General features: G+C 57.7%; 18 protein-coding genes, 1 tRNA gene and 1 pseudogene. 10 read left to right on the top strand and 10 right to left on the bottom strand.

The window, feature by feature from the left end; all coding sequences use genetic code 11:
• Window positions 1-47 precede the first annotated feature (47 nt).
• Window positions 48-1,484, top strand: a complete 1,437-nt coding sequence (gene mgtE, locus ES815_RS02710) for a magnesium transporter (RefSeq protein ID WP_142486515.1) — start codon at window positions 48-50, stop codon at window positions 1,482-1,484.
• Here mgtE and ES815_RS02705 read toward each other — a convergent pair.
• Window positions 1,447-2,737: pseudogene (locus ES815_RS02705) on the bottom strand (SulP family inorganic anion transporter). The gene mgtE and the pseudogene ES815_RS02705 overlap by 38 nt on opposite strands.
• A 189-nt stretch (window positions 2,738-2,926) precedes the next feature.
• Between ES815_RS02705 and mqo the strand changes: the two are divergent.
• Window positions 2,927-4,582, top strand: coding sequence for a malate dehydrogenase (quinone) (gene mqo / locus ES815_RS02700; protein ID WP_142486513.1), 1,656 nt, complete (start codon window positions 2,927-2,929; stop codon window positions 4,580-4,582).
• Window positions 4,583-4,617: 35 nt separating this feature from the next.
• Here mqo and eco read toward each other — a convergent pair whose 3' ends face one another.
• Entirely contained in the window at window positions 4,618-5,076 is a 459-nt protein-coding gene (eco, locus tag ES815_RS02695) for a serine protease inhibitor ecotin (RefSeq protein ID WP_231600461.1), read from the bottom strand.
• Between the two features lie 231 nt (window positions 5,077-5,307).
• Here eco and ES815_RS02690 point away from each other — a divergent pair, with 231 nt between their 5' ends.
• The 4 genes from ES815_RS02690 to ES815_RS24105 all read left to right on the top strand — a co-directional run bounded on the left by ES815_RS02690 (window position 5,308) and on the right by ES815_RS24105 (window position 9,090).
• Window positions 5,308-5,568 carry a DUF2534 family protein gene (locus ES815_RS02690; RefSeq protein ID WP_142486511.1) on the top strand — a complete coding sequence of 87 codons (261 nt, stop codon included), beginning with the start codon at window positions 5,308-5,310 and terminating at the stop codon, window positions 5,566-5,568.
• Window positions 5,569-5,662: 94 nt separating this feature from the next.
• The gene (locus tag ES815_RS02685) at window positions 5,663-6,847 is read left to right on the top strand and encodes an MFS transporter (protein WP_142486510.1); all 1,185 of its coding nucleotides are present in this window, start codon (window positions 5,663-5,665) and stop codon (window positions 6,845-6,847) included.
• Between the two features lie 91 nt (window positions 6,848-6,938).
• Window positions 6,939-8,342 carry a DUF1996 domain-containing protein gene (locus ES815_RS02680; RefSeq protein ID WP_142486509.1) on the top strand — a complete coding sequence of 468 codons (1,404 nt, stop codon included), beginning with the start codon at window positions 6,939-6,941 and terminating at the stop codon, window positions 8,340-8,342.
• Between the two features lie 394 nt (window positions 8,343-8,736).
• A complete protein-coding gene (locus tag ES815_RS24105; protein ID WP_142486508.1) occupies window positions 8,737-9,090 on the top strand; it encodes a hypothetical protein in 354 nt (117 codons plus the stop codon).
• Window positions 9,091-9,188: 98 nt separating this feature from the next.
• Here ES815_RS24105 and ES815_RS02670 read toward each other — a convergent pair.
• The 3 genes from ES815_RS02670 to ES815_RS02660 form a co-directional block, all read right to left on the bottom strand.
• Window positions 9,189-9,265, bottom strand: a tRNA-Pro gene (locus tag ES815_RS02670).
• A gap of 72 nt (window positions 9,266-9,337) precedes the next feature.
• Entirely contained in the window at window positions 9,338-11,098 is a 1,761-nt protein-coding gene (gene yejM / locus ES815_RS02665; RefSeq protein WP_142486507.1) for an LPS biosynthesis-modulating metalloenzyme YejM, read from the bottom strand.
• Between the two features lie 19 nt (window positions 11,099-11,117).
• Window positions 11,118-11,345 carry a YejL family protein gene (locus ES815_RS02660; protein ID WP_032612681.1) on the bottom strand — a complete coding sequence of 76 codons (228 nt, stop codon included), beginning with the start codon at window positions 11,343-11,345 and terminating at the stop codon, window positions 11,118-11,120.
• A gap of 134 nt (window positions 11,346-11,479) precedes the next feature.
• Here ES815_RS02660 and yejK point away from each other — a divergent pair, with 134 nt between their 5' ends.
• Window positions 11,480-12,487 (top strand): nucleoid-associated protein YejK, encoded by a 1,008-nt coding sequence (yejK, locus tag ES815_RS02655; protein WP_106995381.1) that lies wholly within the window; start codon window positions 11,480-11,482, stop codon window positions 12,485-12,487.
• Window positions 12,488-12,538: 51 nt separating this feature from the next.
• Here yejK and rplY read toward each other — a convergent pair whose 3' ends face one another.
• Both rplY and ES815_RS02645 read right to left on the bottom strand, forming a co-directional pair.
• A complete protein-coding gene (gene rplY / locus ES815_RS02650) occupies window positions 12,539-12,823 on the bottom strand; it encodes a 50S ribosomal protein L25 (RefSeq protein ID WP_106995380.1) in 285 nt (94 codons plus the stop codon).
• 126 nt (window positions 12,824-12,949) lie between these two features.
• Window positions 12,950-14,710, bottom strand: coding sequence for a DEAD/DEAH box helicase (locus tag ES815_RS02645; protein ID WP_142486506.1), 1,761 nt, complete (start codon window positions 14,708-14,710; stop codon window positions 12,950-12,952).
• Between the two features lie 151 nt (window positions 14,711-14,861).
• Between ES815_RS02645 and rsuA the strand changes: the two genes are divergently transcribed.
• The 3 genes from rsuA (at window position 14,862) to ES815_RS02630 (ending at window position 17,459) form a co-directional block, all read left to right on the top strand.
• Window positions 14,862-15,569 carry a 16S rRNA pseudouridine(516) synthase RsuA gene (rsuA, locus tag ES815_RS02640; RefSeq protein WP_142486505.1) on the top strand — a complete coding sequence of 236 codons (708 nt, stop codon included), beginning with the start codon at window positions 14,862-14,864 and terminating at the stop codon, window positions 15,567-15,569.
• A gap of 15 nt (window positions 15,570-15,584) precedes the next feature.
• Window positions 15,585-16,781, top strand: coding sequence for a Bcr/CflA family multidrug efflux MFS transporter (locus ES815_RS02635; RefSeq protein WP_142486504.1), 1,197 nt, complete (start codon window positions 15,585-15,587; stop codon window positions 16,779-16,781).
• Window positions 16,782-17,114: 333 nt separating this feature from the next.
• Window positions 17,115-17,459 carry a YejG family protein gene (locus ES815_RS02630; RefSeq protein WP_142486503.1) on the top strand — a complete coding sequence of 115 codons (345 nt, stop codon included), beginning with the start codon at window positions 17,115-17,117 and terminating at the stop codon, window positions 17,457-17,459.
• A gap of 3 nt (window positions 17,460-17,462) precedes the next feature.
• On the opposite strand, the gene yejF is transcribed toward ES815_RS02630, so the two are convergent.
• The 3 genes from yejF to ES815_RS02615 are packed head-to-tail and all read right to left on the bottom strand — an operon-like array spanning window position 17,463 to window position 21,173.
• Complete coding sequence (gene yejF, locus ES815_RS02625; RefSeq protein WP_142486502.1) at window positions 17,463-19,052, bottom strand: microcin C ABC transporter ATP-binding protein YejF; 1,590 nt, start codon at window positions 19,050-19,052, stop codon at window positions 17,463-17,465.
• 1 nt (window position 19,053) lies between these two features.
• A complete protein-coding gene (locus ES815_RS02620; protein WP_142486501.1) occupies window positions 19,054-20,079 on the bottom strand; it encodes an ABC transporter permease in 1,026 nt (341 codons plus the stop codon).
• Window positions 20,079-21,173: a microcin C ABC transporter permease YejB gene (locus ES815_RS02615; RefSeq protein ID WP_142486500.1), complete on the bottom strand. Its 1,095-nt coding sequence runs from the start codon at window positions 21,171-21,173 to the stop codon at window positions 20,079-20,081. Before ES815_RS02615 ends, ES815_RS02620 begins: the two co-directional genes overlap by 1 nt.
• Between the last annotated feature and the right edge of the window lie 3 nt (window positions 21,174-21,176).

The raw sequence follows: 21,176 nt of genomic DNA, 5'->3' as shown, positions 1-21,176 counted from the left end.
ACCCCGCGCTATGCTTAATGCCAACTCATTTAATGGATTTATGATTAATGTCTGCATTAAGCAAAAACAGCGCACGGCTGCGCGATGAAGAGCGTGCGCGCCTGATCTGGCTGATGACCACCGACAAAGCGCTCACCTCCACCCTGCTGGGTAAACTGACCCTGGCTGAGCAATATGATGTCGGGACCTTAGCCGACGATATTGCTGAGGTAGGGGCGCTGGTGGCGCATTTGCCGCCGCCGGATCTGGCCGACACCCTCGAAGCCTTACCCTCGGAAGAGCGCCATGCCCTGTGGCGGCTGGTGCAGGATCACGAGCGCGGTCAGGTGCTGGTAGAGGCGTCCGAGAACGTCTGGGAAGATCTGATCGATGAGATGAGCGACAACGCGATCCTCGACGCGCTGCGTACCCTGGATATCGACGATCAGATTTACCTCGTTCAGCACCTGCCGCGCAACCTGACCGGACGCCTGCTGGCGTCGCTGCCGCCTCAGGAGCGCGCCCGCGTCCACCAGGTCATGCATTATGAGCAGGATCGCGTCGGGGCGATCATGGAGTTCAGCGTGATCACCGTGCGCCCGGACGTAACCCTGGGCACGGTCCAGCGCTACCTGCGTCGGCTCGGCAAAATGCCGAAGAACACCGACAAACTCTTTGTCACCTCCCGGGATAAAACCCTGCTCGGCGAGCTGGAGCTGCAGACCATCCTGCTCAACAGCGCCCAGAGCAAGGTCAGCGAGGTGATGGACCCCCAGCCGATGCTCTTCTCCCCGGAAGATGATGCCGAGAAAGCCGCCCGCACCTTTGAGCGTGACAACCTGCTCAGCGCCGCGGTGGTGGACGCGGTGGGCAAGCTGTTGGGGCGACTGACCATCGATGAGATCGTCGATGTGGTCTATAAAGAGACCGATAACGATATGCGCGCCCTCGGGGGACTCAGCGCGGAAGAGGATGTTTATGCTCCGGTGAGCAAGGCGGTGAAAACCCGCTGGGCGTGGCTGGCGATCAACCTCTGCACCGCCTTTATCGCCTCGCGGGTGATTGACGGGTTCGAACACACCATCTCGCAGCTGGTGGCGCTGGCTTCCCTGATGCCCATCGTGGCCGGCATTGGCGGCAATACCGGCAACCAGACCATCACCATGATCGTGCGCGCCCTGGCGTTGCAGCATATTCAGCCGGGCAACTTTACCTTCCTGATTTTGCGTGAGCTGGGCGTGGCGCTGATCAACGGCCTGGTGTGGGGCGGGATTATGGGGGGCGTCACCTGGTGGCTGTACGACGATATGGCGCTGGGCGGGGTAATGACCCTGGCGATGGTACTAAACCTGCTGGTGGCGGCGCTGATGGGAGTGATCATTCCGATGGTGATGACCCGCCTCGGGCGCGACCCCGCAGTGGGGTCGAGCGTGATGATCACCGCCATCACCGATACCGGCGGGTTCTTTATTTTTCTTGGGCTGGCGACGCTGTTTCTGCTGTAGCGGCGCTGCTGCGTCGCAGGCGGGCAGGGAGGATCGCCATGACGATAATCCCGCCCAGCACGCCAATTGCCAGATTGCCGGTTGAAACGGTGGCCGCAACGGTCACCAGCATGACCAGGGTTTCCGCGACGGGCGCGCCTTTCACCGCGGCAGGGCGAATGCTCTGCCAGTTGAAGGTCTTAATGGCAACAATCGCCATGATCCCCGCCAGCACCGCCATCGGGATTTTAGCCATCACGTCGCTCAGGGCAGTGACCAACAGCAGCAGCACCAGCCCGGCGGCGAAAGTGGAGACGCGGCTGCGCCCCTTGCCCATTTCAACGTTAACGATGGTCTGACCGATCATCGCGCATCCGGCGATCCCGCCGAAGAAGCCGGCCATGATATTGGCCACGCCCAGCCCCATGCTCTCGCGGCGCTTGCTGGACGGAGTAGCGGTCAGCTCATCCACCAGTTTTGCCGTCAGCAGCGACTCCATCAGGCCGACAAAAGCAATACTTAGCGCGCAGGGCCAGATAATGCTCAGGGTTTGCAGATTGAGGGGCACCAGCATCTGGGTGATCCCCGGCAGGCCGCCGCCGATAGAGCCTTCGTCGCCGACGGTCGGCAGCAGCTGGCCGCTGGTGACGGTAAAAAGGGTCAGAACCACAATCGCAATCAGCGGGGAAGGAATACTTTTAATGTAGCGGGGCGCCCACAGCACAATCAGCAGGGTCAGGACAAACAGGCCGACAATCAGCGGACTTTTGCTCCAGAAGTGGGGCACCTGGGCAAAGAAAATTAAAATCCCCAGCGCGTTCACAAAGCCGGTCATCACCGCCTGAGGAATAAAGCGCATCAGGCGCGCCATCCCCAGCGCGCCGAACAGGATCTGGATCAGCCCCGCCAGCAGCACCGCCGGCAGAATATACTGCGCGCCATGCTGATGAACCATCGGCCCAATCACCAGCGCCACTGAACCCGCGGCGGCGGTCACCATCGCCGGACGTCCGCCCATTACCGACAGCGCCAGACACAGCACCACCGACGCGAACAGGCTCACTTTCGGATCGACGCCCGCCACCACGGAGAAGGAGATCACCTCCGGAATAAGCGCCAGGGCGGTGATCACACCGGCCAGGATTTCACGCGTCAACAGCGACGGAGAACGCAGAACGGCAAGAGTATGGGGAGAAGCGTGTGTTGGAGACATAGTTTTTCGCAGGTTAGTGGCGGTGGGCAGGATCTGTGCGGCCGATCACAAAGGGCAGCATAGTAGCGGGAAAACGCGCGCGTTTCCAGCGCAGCACGTGCCATGTCCCTACAAATACCGCGACATTAATTATCATAATTACAATAATTATTTAACCTTTAAACAATATTTAAATATTGCTACCGTGGCGCCGCACTCGACTTCATCTGCATAAATAGCGAACAATACGCTTATTACGAAGGCATTAATTATGAAAAAAATGACTGCCCTGTTGCTGGCTGCGGCGGCAAGCCTTAGTGCTGCCCCGATGGCGGCGAAGGCTCAGGCATCGCAGGATCAGGAAACGGACGTTCTGTTAATTGGCGGCGGGATCATGAGCGCCACGCTCGGAACCTATCTGCAGGAGCTTCAGCCGGACTGGTCCATGACCATGGTGGAACGTCTGGACGGCGTGGCGCAGGAGAGCTCCAACGGCTGGAATAACGCCGGGACCGGTCACTCGGCCTTAATGGAGCTGAACTACACCCCGCAGAAGAAAGACGGCTCCATCAGTATTGAGAAAGCCGTGGAGATCAACGAAGCGTTCCAGATCTCCCGTCAGTTCTGGTCTCACCAGGTGAACAGCGGCGTGATGCACGATCCGCATAGCTTTATTAACACCGTGCCGCACATGAGCTTTGTCTGGGGCGACGACAACGTTAACTTCCTGCGCGGCCGTTATGCTGCCCTGCAGCAAAGCTCGCTGTTCCGCGGGATGAAGTACTCCGAAGATCACGCCCAGATCAAGGCGTGGGCACCGCTGGTCATGGAAGGGCGTGACCCGAACCAGAAAGTGGCCGCGACCCGTACCGAAATCGGTACCGACGTTAACTACGGCGAAATCACCCGCCAGCTGGTGGGCTCTCTGCAGAAAAAAGAGAACTTCAACCTGTCGCTGAACAGCGAAGTGCGCGGCTTTAAGCGTAACGCGGACAACTCCTGGAGCGTGACCGTTGCCGATCTGAAGCACAATGAAGAAGAGCACGTCATCAAGGCGAAGTTCGTCTTTATCGGTGCGGGCGGCGCGGCGCTGAAGCTGCTGCAGGAGACCGGCATTCCGGAAGCGGATAACTATGCGGGCTTCCCGGTTGGCGGCCAGTTCCTGGTGTCGGAAAACCCGGAAGTGGTGAACCGCCATCTGGCGAAAGTGTATGGCCAGGCCTCCGTGGGCGCGCCGCCGATGTCGGTCCCGCACATCGATACCCGTATCCTTGACGGCAAGCGCGTGGTGCTGTTCGGGCCGTTCGCCACCTTCTCGACCAAGTTCCTGAAGAACGGCTCGCTGTGGGATCTGCTGAGCTCAACCACCACCTCGAACGTGGGGCCAATGGTCGATGTTGGTCTGGATAACTTCGATCTGGTGAAGTACCTGATTAGCCAGGTAATGCTCTCCGATGACGATCGCTTCGAGGCGCTGAAAGAGTACTACCCGGATGCGAAGCAGGCGGACTGGCGTCTGTGGCAGGCGGGTCAGCGCGTGCAGATCATCAAGCGTGACGAAGAGAAAGGCGGCGTGCTGCGTCTGGGCACCGAAGTGGTCAGCGATAAAGAGGGCACCGTAGCCGCGCTGCTGGGGGCATCCCCGGGCGCATCCACTGCGGCACCTATTATGCTGCATCTGATGGAAAAAGTGTTCAAAGACAAAGTCGCCAGCCCGGAATGGCAGGCGAAACTGAAGACCATTATTCCGTCTTACGGTACGGCGCTGAACGGTAACGTTGACGCCACCGAGCAGGAGCTGGAGTACACCAGCCGCGTGCTGCAGCTGAAGTATGAAAAGCCGCAGGCACCGGATGCGGCGCCTCAGGCTCAGCCGCAGGCGACATCCCAGCCGGAAAGCAAACCGGTCGCGGATATCGCGCTCTGATGCAAAAAAGCCGGGTTAACTAACCCGGTTTTTTTTTAACGCACAACGGCGTTTTCGACCTTCTCATCTGCCTGCCAGACGCGGTATTTCACCTCAACGTTGTCCGGCGTATAGACCACAATCGGCAGCTTACTGTTGTAGCGCAGCAGGCTATGCTCACCCAGATTCGCGGTCACAAATTTGGCGGTCTTTTTCCCTTCCGGGCAGGCCATCATGGTGGAGACCGGCGAGGTAACCTTATCAAAGACGTAATAGTCATAGCCCCAGCCTTCCAGCGTCTTGCTGGTTAACTGTCCGCCGAGGCGGTGCACGTTGCAGTCCACTTCCAGCGTCTGGCCGATCAGCAGCTCAACTTTATAATTCGCTTCATCTTTCTGCGCGGGCAGGTCGATAACCTGGCGCTTCATCCCATGCTCCGCCTGCGGATACGGGGCCGTTTTCTCAAGCGGTTGAGCGGCAGGGGCGGCATATGCGCTGGCGCAGGCCAGTGCCATCAGGGCGACGATGCTTTTAGATGCGTTTTTCACAGTCATTCCTTTTTATGTCAAACGGGTCATGCCTACACTATCATATCTGGTGTTTTTTGCCTGTATTTTATTTTTATCTGGTGTATATCACTGACAATTTGCCTTTGTTGTGGTTTTAAATTCTGGGTTGGTGCCGGAGGGCCGATCGTGGTAGGGTGAGCGGCAATCATTGTTATTCATCTGTGAAGGAATAAATGCATGGTACGCCAAAAACTTAACACCCCGGCGGGGAAAAAATTTCTGCTGGCACTGCTGACGGTGTTTCTGATTGCGGTGATTGGGGTGGGGCGTGTGACGATCGTCGGCGTGGTTGAGCAGTACAACATTCCGTTGACGGAGTGGACCACCAGCATGTTCGTTCTGCAATCGGCGATGGTGTTGGTCTACAGCACGGTCTTTACCGTTCTGCTGGCTATCCCGCTGGGGATCTTTTTCCTCGGGGACAGCGAGAAGCACTGAGTTTTCCCGCTTCGATATTAACGATATTTATTCGCATTCCCTCCTGCGCCGTTTTCGGGTTAAATACCTGTTTTCCCGATAGCAGGAGTGGAGCATGGACTCCCGGTTTTCCACGCTGAGCCGGATCCCAAAAGGGGTCTGGGTCGTTGGCGGCGTCAGCATGTTGATGGATATCTCCTCGGAGATCATCCATAGCTTATTACCGCTGTTTATGGTGACCACGCTGGGCGCCAGCGTCATCTTCATTGGCCTTATCGAAGGGCTGGCGGAAGCCACGGCGCTGATCGTCAAGGTCTTCTCCGGCGCCATCAGCGACTATCTGGGGAAACGCAAAGGTCTGGCGCTGCTGGGCTACGGGCTGGGTGCCGCCAGCAAGCCGCTGTTTGCGCTCGCCTCCTCGTCGGGAATGATCCTCGGGGCACGCTTAATCGACCGGGTGGGGAAGGGGATCCGCGGCGCGCCCCGTGACGCGCTGGTGGCCGACGTGACGCCGCCTGAACTGCGCGGTGCAGCCTACGGGCTGCGGCAGTCGATGGACACCCTCGGCGCTTTCCTTGGCCCGCTGCTGGCCGTGGGCATGATGCTGTTGTGGAACGACGATTTCCGCACTATTTTCTGGATCGCCGTTATTCCCGGCGTGCTTGCCGTCGCGCTGCTCTTTTTTGGTCTCCATGAACCCGCCTCTCCGATTGCGCACAAGCGTACTAATCCGATTAAAAAAGAGAACCTGAAGCGCCTCGGCGCCAGCTGCTGGTGGGTGATTGGTCTGGGCGCGGTCTTTACCCTGGCCCGCTTCAGCGAGGCATTTCTGGTGCTCCGGGCCCAGCAATCCGGTATTCCGCTGGCGCTCATCCCGCTGGTGATGGTCGCCATGAACCTGCTTTACGCCTTTTCGGCCTATCCGTTCGGCAAACTCTCCGATGCCATGAGCCACACCCGTCTGCTGCAGTGGGGGCTGGCGGTGTTGATCGCGGCGGATATTGTACTGGCGCTGAGCACCCACTGGGCGGGGATCATCATCGGCGTGGCGCTGTGGGGCATCCATATGGGAATGACTCAGGGGCTGCTGACCGCGATGATTGCAAAAACGGCACCCGCCGACCTGCGCGGTACCGCCTTTGGCCTGTTCAGCATGGTGAGCGGCGTGGCGCTGCTGATTGCCAGCCTGGGGGCGGGCATTATCTGGGAGACGTGGGGCGCGGAATACACCTTCTATGCCGGAGCGGCGATTTGCATCGTGACGCTGGCGTACCTGTTCAGGCGTCCGGCGACCTTGTAAAGCGCACAATAGCGGAAAAGTATTCAGTAAAAAATTCGGCGAGTTAGCACCGTTTTGTTACCAATGTGGTCCTTTCTATCAGGAGATTTTTATGAAAAGGACCACACTTTATACTGCGCTGGCGTCAGCCCTGCTGCTGTCGTCACTATACGCCCATGCCGGCCCGCAGGCGCACGTCGTCTGCGCTTACAACCACACCCTGGGCGATGACGCCATCATGATGTTTGGCAAAGTCAATCAGGCGATGTGGCACGACTTTTTCGGTAATACCCACACCGATGCTTACTCCTCTTATGATTTGCTGCGCCAGCAGCCAGAAACCACCTGTGATAACAAAGCCGACAGCTCGGCTTACTGGGTGCCCTCCCTGCGTCTCCCGGACGGCACGGTGGTGAAGCCGGCGTATCAGAAAACCTATTATCAGGCCAATAACGTCGATCAGTATCCGCTCAGCCCATTCCCCGCCGGGCTGGAGATGCTGGCAGGCGATCACCATGGTACGAAACCCAACTCGCGGATCACCTTTTTATGCGCCAACGGTAAAGGTTACACAAATACAGTGGGTGAAGTCTGTGGGCTGAGAAAAGCCAATGATGCCGTACAGTTTAATATCGGGATCCAGTTCCCCAACTGCTGGGACGGCATCAACCTGAAGCCGCACCACGGGATGGCCAATGCCGTTTACGATGTGAAAGGGCAGTGTCCTTCCGGCTTCCCGGTGAAGCTCCCGACGGTGAACATGAACGTGGCCTGGGTGCTGCACGGCATCACCTCTCTGGATACGGCGAAAGCGCAGCTGTCGCTTGATCCCACCATGAATGGCGATGCGCGCGAGGAGCACTGGGGCAGTCTCTATACCGCTCATGCCGACTTTATGAACGGCTGGACTGAAGATGCGGCGCGCTTTATGACCGAGATGTGCATGAATCAGGGCATGGATTGCGGCACCAACGTGCCTTACGGCTATTCGAAGGCGCTGGCGAACGTCTGGGTGAGCAGCGAGACGCCGACCACGCCGGTTCCGGCGGCGCAGACCCTGTTAATCCAGGATAACTGGAAAAACGGCGGCCGTACCCGTAACGTGGAGACCATGAGCCTGGTGAAATTTAAGATCCCTGCGCTGCCGGCCGGCCAGGATCCCGCCCTCTTCAAATACAAGATCCGCATCTATGGTGGGAAAGTCGAAGCCAACGGCGCGGATCAGATCTTCTTCTATCCGGCTAGTAACGACTGGGATCCGGCTACCGTCACCTGGAAAACCCGGCCTTCCTGCAACTACAGCTCGGATGCTGTCCTGTATCTCAACAACAAGCGTGAGTACCGGATGGTGGATGTCGATAAGGCGGTGCGTAAAGCCCTTGCCGCAGGCAAGACGGAAATCACCTGGTACATCGGTGGCGACCGTCAGGGCAACCACTATCAGTTCAGCCCGGCAGATTCAAAAGAGAGCCTGCTGCTGATGCTGACCGGGTATAAACATACCCCGGAAATCTAACCAGCAGGATGCCATGCAGCAGCCGGCCCGCTGACGGGCCGGCTTTGTCTTCCTTTACAAATGCTTACACTTATCGCGAGGGTAAGCAAAAGCCATTCAATTCAGTTGGTTACAAATACGACCGGCTCACGCTTATTTCATCTGAAACACCCATCAAACGCGTTGAAATCAAAAAATACTCTTTAATCATCAATGACCTGGCATCTCTCCCTGATTCATATCAATAACTTATTAGTTTCCCTTTAAAACAATTTCGTTTGTGAATCACAGCACGCAATGCTAATTTTCATCGCGAATTAACACTGTGTGGTTTTTAAACAGCGTAAAGCACTGTTCAGAGTGCGGCTGACTCTCTGTTTTTCAGCATCTTTCTTTATATTTGGTGGGTACGGGTATGGTTAAAAAATTACTGATCGCTGTTGTGCTTTCCTCGTTAGTCTCCGGGCCAGCAATGGCAATTAACGCCAGTTTCCGCGAGCAGCTTATCCGCTCCGGGTGTAATCAGCAGACTGAGATGGACGGCAGCTGTGATGTTCATAAAACCAAAGCGGAGAACCAGAAATCCGCAGAGCTGAACAACTTTCTGCGCGACAGCGTTCGAGGGCAAAAGGTTGATGCAGCTTACAGCGCGCTTGAGGGATATGGTTTTAAAAATACGCAGCCTTTGACCTGGATAAAGGGTAAGCAAAAGGTGATCCTGAAAATCGATAACGCTGATGTGGTGACCAGCGCCACCGTCGCGCACTGATTCAGTCTGAAAAATTGAATGCCCTCACAGCCCCTTTAGGGCTGTTGCTCAGGCATAAAAAAACCAACCGCAACGGGTTGGTTTTTTTTTGGGATTTTTGGTCGGCACGGAGAGATTTGAACTCTCGACCCTCGCCACCCCATGACGATGCGCTACCAGGCTGCGCTACGTGCCGACACGTAAAATTTATACTACCCATTTCCGCGTTTAATGCAAGGCCAGTTCAGGCTAACTGATTAATTTTAAATCAATTAGCAATAAACCGTTTTTCATCCGTCAGCACCTGTAACAGCAGGCTGAGCTGTGGTGTCTGGTCGTTAAGTTTCTCACCCTGCGGGTTATAGGTTTTGTAGCTGCCGTTGCTGTTCAGTACCAGCGTCAGGGCTGGCGTCGTGACGGCCAGCGTATTGTTGCTGGCGGCCGTCACCCAGTTATGGCGACGTGTGGCGCTGAACAGATCCTGACCCTGGGAATACTCGTTGGCAGGCGTACTGACGTGGAGCAGACGCTGCATCAGGGTGGTCATCACATCCTTATGATCGGTCAGCATGTTAATACGCTGCGATGGCGTGCCCGGCCAGTGGATCACCAGCGGAACGTGCAGGCGAGGGCGCGACCAGTCGACATCATTGCCCTCGTTGCCCAGCGGCACGCCGTGACCGGCAGTGATCACCACCACCGTATTCTCCAGCTTGCCGGACTCACGCAGGGCATCCAGCACCCGGGCAATCTGCGCATCCACATCACCTGCCGCCTTAGCGTAGCGGCGAGCAAAGGTTTTCTGGTTGCTGTCATCCAGGGTGGTGCCGTTGAGGGCAACCCACGAGAACCAGCGGTTATCGTCCTGCGCATAGCGGTTCAGCCAGTTGATCCACTGCCCGGCGGTCTGTGCGTCGGACTGGCTCTGCGTCGTCGGCAGCGAGAAGTCGGACAGCAGCGCCTGGCGGTACAGCGGGCTGCTGAAGCCATCAGACGAGAACAGCCCCAGCTGATAACCCTGCTGGTTCAGGCCGGTGATCAGCGCCGCCGGGATACGCGACGACAGCACGCCGTCCATATAGCCCGGCGAAATACCGTAGAACAGGCCGAAGATCCCGGTATCGGTGGCGTTACCGGAACTCATATGCTGGGTAAAGTTGATGTTCTTATCGGCAAACTCCGCCAGCGTCGGCATCTGCTTCTCAAAGCGCGAGTAGTTCAGGCCGTCAACGGTGATCAGCAGGACGTTCTGACCCTGGCCCATATCACGGTAGCGCAGATCGCTGAGCGGATACTGCACCGATACCGCTTCGGGATCGCCTTGCTCAATCAGGCGGCGCTGATACTCCTGCGCATCCAGCAGGCCGTGTTTCTCGAGGAAGCGGCGGGCGGTCATCGGATAGGAGAGCGGCAGGTTTGCGCGCTGCATAGTGATCGGCCGATAGAAGTTGGCATCAGCCCAGATATACATGAAGTGCGAGCCGATAAAGGCCACGAAGAACAGAGCGGCAACCGGTTTGGCGTAGCGACGACGACGCGTCAGGCTGCGCAGCTTTTGCCAGCTCCAGGTGGCAAACAGCATCTCAATCAGCAGGATAATGGGCACGCTGATAAACATCAGCTGCCAGTCACGCGCGGTTTCGTTCTGGTCGGGGTTAATCACCAGTTCCCAGACGACAGGATTAAGATGCAGGTGGAAACGGGTAAAGACTTCGCTGTCGATAAGCAGCAGCGTCATGCCCACAGTGGCCAGGATCGCGGAGACAAACCGCATCAGCCGCTGCGACATGACGACAAAGGTCAGCGGGAAGAGGATCAGTAAATAGATGGCGAAGACCAGAAAGCTGAAATGGCCTATGACGCTCATCCACGAATAGACGCGTCCGGCCAGTGTTGTCGGCCAGTCGGCGACAAACAGATAACGACTGCCCAGCACCATCGCCAGCAGAATGTTAAACAGGGCAAACCAGTGCCCCCAGCTAACCATCTGGGAGACTTTTTCACGGTAGCGCTGACGATTCGTCACCATAAACTGTCGTTCGTTTCCCTTAGTGCGCCTGGTCGTCGTTAACCGAGGACTGTAAGGCCTGGGCGAAAGATTTCGCGATCGCCTGGCGCTGGGCCGGCGCAACGCTGGTATTGATAAGGTTCGTCACCATATTTCCCAGAACCATCAGGGAAAGGTCGGTTGGCGCCTTATGTTTTTCCAGTACGTTGAGCAGCTCACTGAGCATTTGTTCAACGTGTTCATCACTATAGCGGGAGAGTTGTGGCATAAATCGAAATCTGTTTGTGGAGGAAAGGGCAACATATTACCGTAGCAACAGCTTTTTTTCCCCTTTTTTATCTTCGGTTGCATACATGACTGGCGGGTGGTTGAATACGGCCCGGTCTAAAAGGAGAGTTTATCATGAGTCTGGATATCAACCAGATTGCCCTGCACCAGCTTATCAAGCGTGATGAGCAAACCCTTGAGCTGGTGCTGCGCGATTCGTTACTGGAACCTACGCCTACTGCGGTTGACATGATCGCGGAGCTGCACCGGGTTTACAGCGCCAAAAACAAAGCCTATGGCCTGTTCAGCGAAGAGAGTGAACTGGCGCAGACGCTGCGCCTACAGCGTCAGGGCGAAGAGGATTTCCTCGCCTTCAGCCGGGCCGCTACCGGCCGCCTGCGCGATGAGCTGGCTAAATACCCGTTTGCCGATGGCGGGATCGTCCTGTTCTGCCACTATCGCTACCTGGCGGTGGAGTATCTGCTGGTGGCGGTGCTGAACAACCTGAGCAGCATGCGCGTCAATGAGCAGCTGGATATCAGCTCCACCCACTATCTGGACATCAACCACGCGGATATCGTGGCGCGGATCGATTTGACCGAATGGGAAACCAATCCGGAATCGACCCGCTATCTGACCTTCCTGAAAGGGCGGGTAGGGCGCAAGGTTGCCGACTTCTTTATGGATTTCCTCGGTGCCAGCGAAGGTCTGAACGCCAAAGCGCAAAACAAAGGCCTGCTGCAGGCGGTGGATGACTTCACTGCCGAAGCCGAGCTGGACAAGTCCGAGCGCCAGAACGTGCGTCAGCAGGTGTACGCCTACTGCAACGAGCAGCTGCAGGCAGGGGAAGAGATCGAGCTGGAGTCGCTGTCAAAAGAGCTGGCAGGCGTCAGCGAGGTGAGTTTCCAGGACTTTACGGCGGAGAAGGGCTACGAGCTGGAAGAGAGCTTCCCGGCGGATCGCAGCACCCTGCGTCAGCTCACTAAGTTTGCCGGCAGCGGCGGTGGGTTAACCATAAACTTTGATGCCATGCTGTTGGGCGAGCGCATCTTCTGGGATCCGGCGACCGACACGCTGACCATTAAAGGCACCCCGCCGAACCTGCGGGATCAGCTACAGCGTCGCACGTCCGGCGGTAAATAACGGCCATAAAAAAACCCCGCAATGCGGGGTTTTTTCTCAACCTGTTAGCGATTACGCGCGAACGAAGTCGATGTGAGACAGTTTTGGCTTGAACGGGTGACGCTGAACAGCCTGAACCTTCACTTTTTCTTCTTTACCGTCAACAACCAGGGTCAGAACTTCGCCGTAAAAACCAGGCTTGTCCTGCAGGTTCCACACTTTGTCGTGGTCCAGTTCGATTGCGATCGGAGCAGCTTCGCCGCCATAGATGATGGCAGGGAATTTGTTTGCTACGCGCAGGCGGCGGCTCGCACCCTTGCCCTGCTCTTTACGTGCTTCTACATTGATAGTTAACATTGATTTCTCTCTGTACATATTATTCCTGCTACAGGCGACCCAGCAGCAGGTAAGTGTTCTGCCTCACGGATGTGAAGCGGGCGGCATTTTATACTCAAATGGCCCGCACATCAATGAAAAGTCCCTTTATCCACGTAATTCGTTGGCCCGGCGATAGCGGCCTTCATAATCGAAAACCTTCTCGCGTACCTGCCAGAACTGCCCTTTTTTGCGCGCAACCACAAAGTCAGGGTGGCGCAACAACGGCTGCTGATGGACGATGTCCGCCGCGGTGATCCAGCGCAGCGGCACCCCCGGCGTGCGGGTATGCGGGCGGATAAACAGCTGCTCAAAGGCGGTACGCTGGGCGGGCGTCTGCAGACGGAAGCGCTCACTCACATCGGCTCCATCCTCATCGTAATAGGTGATTTTCAGCCATTCGCCTTTCTCATCCGCGCCGTGGGCCAGCACCATCCCGCTGCAGCGCAGCACCAGCGCATCCTTCAGCTTCAGGGCCGCTTTCAGCATATCGTCGGGATCGACCAGCACCGTGTCGCAGGCGCGGCAGCGGCGAGCGGCAATGTCGTTTTCGGCGTTGCACTGGGGGCAGTTTTTAAAGCGGAAGCGGTAGTCGCACTGTTCGCGATGGCCCTCGTCATCTTCAAACCAGCCCTGACAGCGGCGGCCAAAGTGCTCAATCAGGGTGCCGTCAGCAGTGGTTTTGCCCCAGAAGGTGTTGGCAAACCCGCAGCCGGGACAAAATACCTGCACGGGAACGTTGTCACTTTTTCCCTTCGGCGCGCCTACTTCCGGGGCGTACAGGTCGTGAGGGTTCCCGGCGTAATCCAGAATCAGGCAGTCGGTTTTGCCGGGGGCTAAGCGCAGGCCGCGGCCCACGATCTGCTGATACAGGCTGACGGATTCGGTCGGACGCAGAATAGCGATCAGATCGACGTGCGGAGCGTCAAAGCCGGTCGTCAGCACTGACACATTGACCAGATAGCGGAACTGCTGCGCCTTAAAATCTTCTATCAACCGGTCGCGCTCGCTGCCCGGCGTTTCGCCGGTGATAAGCCGGGCCTCGCTGGCGGGCAGAAGGCCGGTGATTTCCCGGGCGTGCTCGACGGTGGCGGCAAAAATCATCACCCCTTTGCGTTCGGCGGCAAACTCCATAATCTGGCTGATGATGTGTGGGGTAATGCGATCCTGCTTTTTCAGCTCGCGGTTGAGATCCGCCTCGCTGAACAGGCCGTTGCTCTGCACCTGTAAACGGCTGAAGTCGTACTGCACCACCGGCATGTCCAGCCGCTCCGGCGGCGTCAGGTAGCCGTGTTTGATCATGTAGCGCAGCGGCAGCTCGTAAATGCAGTCGCGGAACAGCGCCTTTTCATTGCCGCGGACCATGCCGTGATAGTGAAAGCGGTAGATCCAGCCTTTGCCGAGGCGGAACGGGGTGGCGGTGAGGCCCAGCAGACGGATTTGCGGATTCACGCTCTTCAGGTGAGTCAGGATCTGCTGGTACTGGCTGTCGTCGTCGTCGCTGATGCGATGGCACTCGTCCACGATCAGCAGCGAGAACTCGCTCTGAAATTTGTCCAGATTGCGCGCCACCGACTGCACGCTGCCAAACACCACCTTGCCGTGGCTTTCTTTACGCTGTAAACCGGCGGCAAAAATATCGGCCTCCAGGCCCAGCGCCAGATACTTGGCATGGTTCTGCGCCACCAGCTCTTTGACGTGCGCCAGCACCAGCACGCGGCCGCGCGCCAGGCGTGCCAGTTCAGCGATCACCAGGCTTTTTCCCGCACCCGTGGGCAGGACGATGGCGGCCGGTTCTTTATGCTGGCGAAAGTGGGCGAGGGTGGCGTCCACGGCTTCCTGTTGATAGGGGCGAAGTGTAAAGGTCATGGTTACTCAGCTTTGTTATCCCGCATATAGTATGCCACGAAACTTTTTCCCTTGAGTGGCGCACAGAGCCCGTTATACTGGGCTGTTGTTAACTGCTTCTTTTCCGGGCGCCCCGTCCGGCTCCCGGCACCTTTAAGGCTAAAATTATTTCATGCGACTTGATAAGTTTATCGCTCAGCAACTCGGCGTAAGCCGCGCTATTGCTGCGCGTCTGATTCGCGGCAGCCACGTTACCGTGGATGACGACATTGTGCGAGACAGCGCGTTCAAACTCCAGCCTGAGCATCAGGTAGAATATGAAGGCAATTCGCTGACTCAGCAGAACGGCCCGCGCTACTTCATGCTCAATAAGCCGCAAGGCTATGTCTGCTCGACCGATGATCCCGATCATCCGACCGTGCTCTATTTCCTCGACGAACCCGTGGCGCACAAGCTGCACGCTGCCGGGCGTCTGGACATCGACACCACCGGCCTGGTGCTGATGACCGACGACGGCCAGTGGTCGCATCGTATTACCTCCCCGCGTCACCACTGCGAGAAAACCTACCTGGTGACTCTGGAATCCCCGGTGAGCGACAGCACGGCAGAACAATTCGCCCATGGCGTCCAGCTGCATAATGAAAAAGATCTGACCAGGCCTGCCGTGCTGGAAGTGATCACCCCTACCGAAGTGCGTCTGACCATCAGCGAAGGGCGCTACCACCAGGTAAAACGCATGTTTGCTGCCGTGGGAAACCACGTTGTTGGTCTGCATCGCGAACGGATCGGAGAGATTGCTCTCGACCCGGAACTTGAGCCAGGCGAATACCGCCCGTTGACGGAAGAAGAAATTGCCAGCGTTGGCCTCTCTTCTCGCTAATTTCAGGAGCTAACTGTGACCACCAGGCCACACTCGTCGTTCAGCATTGTCTTTATCCTTGGCCTGCTGGCCATGCTGATGCCGCTGTCCATCGACATGTATCTGCCCGCGCTGCCGGTGATCGCTGAGCAATTTGGCGTACCGGCCGGTAGCGCCCAGATGACCCTCAGCACCTATATCCTCGGCTTTGCCCTCGGCCAGCTGCTGTACGGACCGATGGCCGACAGCCTGGGCCGCAAACCGGTAATACTGGGCGGGACGCTGGTGTTTGCCGGCGCGGCGGCGGCCTGTGCGATGTCGCAGTCCATCGATCACCTGATTGTGATGCGTTTCTTCCACGGCCTGGCGGCAGCGGCGGCCAGCGTGGTCATCAATGCCCTGATGCGTGATATCTACCCGAAAGAAGAGTTCTCCCGCATGATGTCCTTCGTCATGCTGGTCACCACCGTTGCGCCGCTGGTGGCGCCGATGGTCGGGGGCGCGGTGCTGGTGTGGTTCAGCTGGCATGCGATTTTCTGGATCCTGGCGCTGGCGGCCCTGCTGGCCTCGGCGATGATCTTCTTCTTTATAAAGGAAACCCTGCCCGCTGAGCATCGGCAGAAGTTTCATATCCGCACCACGCTCGGCAACTTTGCGTCACTGTTTCGCCACAAGCGCGTGCTGAGCTATATGCTGGCCAGCGGCTTCAGCTTTGCCGGGATGTTCTCCTTCCTCAGCGCCGGGCCTTTTGTCTACATCGAGCTTAACCACGTCTCACCGCAGCATTTTGGCTACTACTTTGCGCTGAACGTGGTGTTCATCTTTGTGCTGACGATGATTAACAGCCGCTTCGTTCGCCGGGTAGGGGCGCTGAACATGTTCCGCATCGGGCTGTGGATCCAGTTCGTGATGGCGATGTGGATGGTGGTGACCGCCTTCTTCGACGTGGGCTTCTGGACCCTGGTAGTGGGTATCGCGGCCTTTGTCGGCTGTATATCGATGGTGTCGTCCAACGCGATGGCGGTGATCCTTGATGAGTTCCCGCATATGGCCGGGACCGCCTCTTCCCTTGCGGGGACTTTCCGCTTCGGTATCGGGGCCATTGTCGGGGCGCTGCTCTCCCTGGCGACCTTTACCAGCGCCTGGCCGATGCTGTGGTCAATTGCCCTGTGCGCTACCGGTTCTATTCTTTTCTGCCTCTACGCCAGCCGACCACGAAAAGCGGTCAAATAAGGCACAAAAAAGGGTCCCGACGGGGCCCTTTTTTGATGCCGGTCAACCAAAACAGGTTTCGTTGACGCCATGTTTGTTTCTTTTATGTAAAATATATTTGTGTAAATAGTCACAGCTTTGTACCTAAAAAGGTTGTGTTAGATCACAGAAACGGGTACATATAGCGCCGCCATCGATCTGAAACACTGACAAAAAGCCCTGAGAAATAAGACGCCAGAGCCCGTGGTAACTGGGTGTAAGCGTTTTCTTACTCAAAATAGAGCAAGTGTTTAATGATGTGTTACTATAAATGTAAATAGATTGTGAAGTATATTTTGCTTCCGGGGAACAAACGTGAATACATTACAGCTCTCCATTATCCATCGCTTGCCGCAGAGCTATCGCTGGTCGGCGGGTTTTGCAGGCTCGAAGGTTGAACCGATTCCGCAAAACGCTGCGAACAGTGACAACTGTCTGGTGGCGCTCAAGCTGCTGGGGCCGGAAGAGGGCAACGCATGGCCGGTGATGGAAAAGCTGAGCCAGGCGCTGACGGATATTGAGCTTTACAGCTCGGTCCTGGAGTGCGAAGGCGAGCCGTGCCTGTTCGTGAAAAGCCAGGACGAATTTGCGGCAACCTGCCGTCTGAAAAACTTCGGTGTGGCGATTGCCGAATCCGTAGCAGGTCAGGATCCTGTCTGAGCGTCAGCGTAACGCTAATAGCTGACGCGTGTACTCCTGCGTCGGCGCGGCAAACACGCGCTGACACTCCCCTTGCTCGACCACCTCTCCCTGCCGTAACACAATCACCTGGTGACAAAGCGCCCGTACCACCTGTAAATCGTGGCTGATAAAGATATAGGCCAGCCGGTGCTTTTGCTGGAGCTCCTTCAGCAGCGCCAGAATCTGCGCCTGCACGGTTTTATCCAGCGATGAGGTGGGTTCATCCAGAATAATGAGCTCCGGGCGCAGGATCAGCGCGCGGGCAATGGCGATGCGCTGACGCTGGCCACCGGAGAAGGCGGCAGGATAGCGATGCCGGGTCTGCGGATCCAGCCCCACTTCGCCCATTACCCGAATCACTTCCTCTTCCCGCGCCTTAAGGCTGAGCTCGGGTTGATGCACCCGCAGACCCTCCTCAATAATTTGCTGCACGTTGAGACGTGGATTCAGGGAGGAGTTCGGATCCTGAAACACCACCTGCATCCGGTGGCGGACGGGCAGCATCTGTCGGCGATCCCAGCGGTGCAGCGGCCGCTCGTCAAACACAATCTCCCCTTTCGAGGCGATCAGGCGCAGCAGCGCCAGCCCGGTGGTGCTCTTGCCGGATCCGGATTCGCCCACCAGCCCCAGAGTTTCGCCGGGGCGTAACGTAAAGCTGACGTTGTTCAGCACCTGCTTGTTGTCCACCACCCGCCGCAGGAGGCCTTTGCGCACCGGAAACGCTACCGAGAGATCTTTTACGCTCAATAGCGGTTGCGCAACGTCCGGCAGCGGAACGGGATCCCCGGCGGGCTCGCTGTTGAGCAGCCGCTGGGTATAGGGGTGCTGGGGGGCGGCAAGCAGCGTCGCGGCCCGGTTCTGTTCCACGCAGCGGCCGTTTTGCATCACCGCCACCCGGTCGGCCAGCTTTTTCACGATGCTAAGATTGTGGGTGATAAACAGCAGGCTCATGTTCAGTTCGTCGCGCAGCTCGCGTAACAGCTGCAGGATCTGCGCCTGCACCGTGACGTCCAGCGCGGTAGTCGGTTCATCGGCAATCAGCAATTCCGGGCGGGTCAGCAGCGCCATGGCGATCATCACCCGCTGGCGTTCACCGCCGGAGAGCTGATGCGGAAAATCACCGAGCCGTTTTGCGGCATTGCGGATCCCGGTGCGTTCGAGGCAGTCGAGCATCTCCCCGCGCGCCGCCTCTTTACGCATCCCGCGGTGCAGGGAGAGCACCTCATAGAGCTGTTTTTCCAGGGTATGCAGCGGGTTAAGCGATACCATCGGCTCCTGGAAAATCATGGCGATCCTGTTGCCCCGCACCCCGCGCAGGGTACGCTCGTCGGCATGCAGCAGCGACTGGCCATGGAACAGGATATCGCCCTGGGGATAGACCACCGGCGGGGCGGGGAGCAGACGCAGAACCGAGAGGGCGGTGACGCTCTTCCCGGAGCCCGATTCCCCCACCAGCGCCAGCGTTTCCCCTGCATCTATTTGCAGGGAGATATCGTTGACCACGGTGCGCAGCTCGCCCTGCTGGCGAAAAGCGATGGAGAGAGCGTCGATGTGAAGCAGAGGCTGGGTCATCTTAAACCGCCTTATTCGGATCAAAGGCATCGCGGACCGCTTCGCCAATGAAAATCAGCAAAGAGAGCAGCACGGCGACGGAGAGAAAGGCGGCAATCCCGAGCCACGGTGCCTGGAGATTGTTTTTTCCCTGTAACAGCAGCTCGCCCAGCGACGGCGACCCCAGCGGCAGGCCGAAGCCGAGGAAATCGAGCGAGGTGAGGGTGGTGATGGAGCTGCACAGAATAAACGGCAGGAAGGTCAGGGTTGCCACCATGGCGTTCGGCAACATATGGCGGAAGATGATCCCGCGATCGCTCACCCCCAGCGCCTGAGCGGCGCGGATGTAGTCGAAGTTGCGGGTGCGCAGGAATTCCGCCCGCACGACGCCCACCAGCGCCATCCAGCCAAAGAGCACCGTAATAGCCAACAGCCACCAGAAGTTGGGCTGAACCACGCTGGAGAGCAGAATAATTAAGAACAGCGTCGGCATCCCGGACCAGACTTCGATAAACCGCTGCCCCCAGAGGTCAATCTTCCCGCCGTAATAACCCTGAATCGCTCCGGCCAGTACGCCCATCACGCTGGAAAACAGGGTCAGCAGCAGGCCAAACAAAATGGAGATCCGCGTCCCGTAGAGAATACGCGCCAGCACATCCCCACCGTTGGCATCGGTGCCGAGCCAGTTTTGCGCCGAGGGCGGAGACGGGAACGGCGTGATGGTGGCAAAGTTAATGCTGGTGGCGCCAAAGCGGACCGGCGTCCACAGCACCCAGCCGTGCTCGCTAAGCTGCGCCTGCAACCACGGGTCCTGATAATCCGCTGCGGTGGCAAAAGGGCCGCCAAAATCGCTTTCGCTGTACTCTTTCACCACCGGAACGTACCAGCGATCGTTAAAGTGCACCAGCAGCGGCTTGTCGTTGGCAATGAGTTCCGAACAGAGGCTCAGGGCGAAAAACAGGGCGAAAATCCACAGCGACCAGTAGCCGCGGCGATTGTCACGAAAGCGAGCCCAGCGGGCCTGGTTGATGGGGCTTAAGCGCGGCATCAGCGACCCTCAAAATCAATACGCGGATCGACCAGCGTATAGCAGATATCGCTGAGGATATTCAGCAGCAGGCCAATCAGGGTGAAAATATAGAGCGTGCCAAACATCACCGGATAATCCCGCGAGACGGTGGCCTCGTAGCCCAGCAGCCCCAGGCCATTGAGCGAGAACATCACCTCAATGAGCAGGGAGCCGGTAAAGAACATGCTGATAAAGGTGGCAGGAAAACCGGCGATCACCAGCAGCATGGCATTGCGAAAAATGTGTTTCCACAGGATACGCCGCTCGCTCACCCCTTTGGCGCGGGCGGTGACCACGTACTGCTTGCGGATCTCGTCGAGGAAAGCGTTTTTGGTCAACATGGTCAGGGCCGCAAAGCCGCCGATCACCGTCGCCAGCACCGGCAGGGTGATGTGCCACAGATAGTCGGTGATCTTCTTGTACCACGGCAGGCTGCTGAAATCGGTCGACACCAGCCCGCGCAGCGGGAAGATATCGAAGTAGCTCCCGCCGGCAAAGAAGACGATCAGCAGCACGGCAAACAGGAACGCCGGGATCGCATAGCCAACAATAATGAAGGTGCTGCTCCAGATATCGAACCGGCTGCCGTTATCCATCGCTTTGCGGATGCCGAGCGGGATCGAGACCAGATAGATAATCAGGGTGCCCCATAGCCCCAGGGTGATGGAAACCGGCAGGCTCTCTTTAATCAGATGCAGCACCGAGGCGCTACGGAACAGGCTGTCGCCAAAATCAAAGCGCAGATAGTCCCCCAGCATTTTGAAGTAACGTTCGTGGATCGGCTTATCAAAGCCGTAGCGCTGGGTGATCTCGGCGATCACCTCCGGATCCAGGCCGCGCCCGCCGCGATAGTGGCTCTCATTGATATTGCCGACCCCGGTGCGGGCGTGGCTGGCGCGCATGCCTTCATCGCCCCCGCCGGGCATCGTCCCGCTGTTACCGAATTCGACGGCGGCAATCGCCTGATCCACCGGGCCGCCCGGGGCGATCTGCACGATAAAAAAGTTGATGGTGATGATCGCCCACAGGGTGGGGATCACCAGCAGTAAACGACGAAGTAAATAAGCGCCCATTGC

This window comes from Leclercia adecarboxylata, from assembly GCF_006874705.1.
Lineage (GTDB): Bacteria > Pseudomonadota > Gammaproteobacteria > Enterobacterales > Enterobacteriaceae > Enterobacter > Enterobacter adecarboxylatus_C.
This window is presented reverse-complemented; position numbering and strand designations above follow the sequence as displayed.

Excerpts from the sequence above, each read along its gene's own strand:
- mgtE (WP_142486515.1), top strand. The coding sequence starts at position 48 with ATGTCTGCATTAAGCAAAAACAGCGCACGGCTGCGCGATGAAGAGCGT.
- mqo (WP_142486513.1), top strand. The coding sequence starts at position 2,927 with ATGAAAAAAATGACTGCCCTGTTGCTGGCTGCGGCGGCAAGCCTTAGT.
- eco (WP_231600461.1), bottom strand. The coding sequence starts at position 5,076 with ATGGCACTGGCCTGCGCCAGCGCATATGCCGCCCCTGCCGCTCAACCG.
- ES815_RS02690 (WP_142486511.1), top strand. The coding sequence starts at position 5,308 with ATGGTACGCCAAAAACTTAACACCCCGGCGGGGAAAAAATTTCTGCTG.
- ES815_RS02685 (WP_142486510.1), top strand. The coding sequence starts at position 5,663 with ATGGACTCCCGGTTTTCCACGCTGAGCCGGATCCCAAAAGGGGTCTGG.
- ES815_RS02680 (WP_142486509.1), top strand. The coding sequence starts at position 6,939 with ATGAAAAGGACCACACTTTATACTGCGCTGGCGTCAGCCCTGCTGCTG.
- ES815_RS24105 (WP_142486508.1), top strand. The coding sequence starts at position 8,737 with ATGGTTAAAAAATTACTGATCGCTGTTGTGCTTTCCTCGTTAGTCTCC.
- yejM (WP_142486507.1), bottom strand. The coding sequence starts at position 11,098 with ATGGTGACGAATCGTCAGCGCTACCGTGAAAAAGTCTCCCAGATGGTT.
- ES815_RS02660 (WP_032612681.1), bottom strand. The coding sequence starts at position 11,345 with ATGCCACAACTCTCCCGCTATAGTGATGAACACGTTGAACAAATGCTC.
- yejK (WP_106995381.1), top strand. The coding sequence starts at position 11,480 with ATGAGTCTGGATATCAACCAGATTGCCCTGCACCAGCTTATCAAGCGT.
- rplY (WP_106995380.1), bottom strand. The coding sequence starts at position 12,823 with ATGTTAACTATCAATGTAGAAGCACGTAAAGAGCAGGGCAAGGGTGCG.
- ES815_RS02645 (WP_142486506.1), bottom strand. The coding sequence starts at position 14,710 with ATGACCTTTACACTTCGCCCCTATCAACAGGAAGCCGTGGACGCCACC.
- rsuA (WP_142486505.1), top strand. The coding sequence starts at position 14,862 with ATGCGACTTGATAAGTTTATCGCTCAGCAACTCGGCGTAAGCCGCGCT.
- yejF (WP_142486502.1), bottom strand. The coding sequence starts at position 19,052 with ATGACCCAGCCTCTGCTTCACATCGACGCTCTCTCCATCGCTTTTCGC.
- ES815_RS02620 (WP_142486501.1), bottom strand. The coding sequence starts at position 20,079 with ATGCCGCGCTTAAGCCCCATCAACCAGGCCCGCTGGGCTCGCTTTCGT.
- ES815_RS02615 (WP_142486500.1), bottom strand. The coding sequence starts at position 21,173 with ATGGGCGCTTATTTACTTCGTCGTTTACTGCTGGTGATCCCCACCCTG.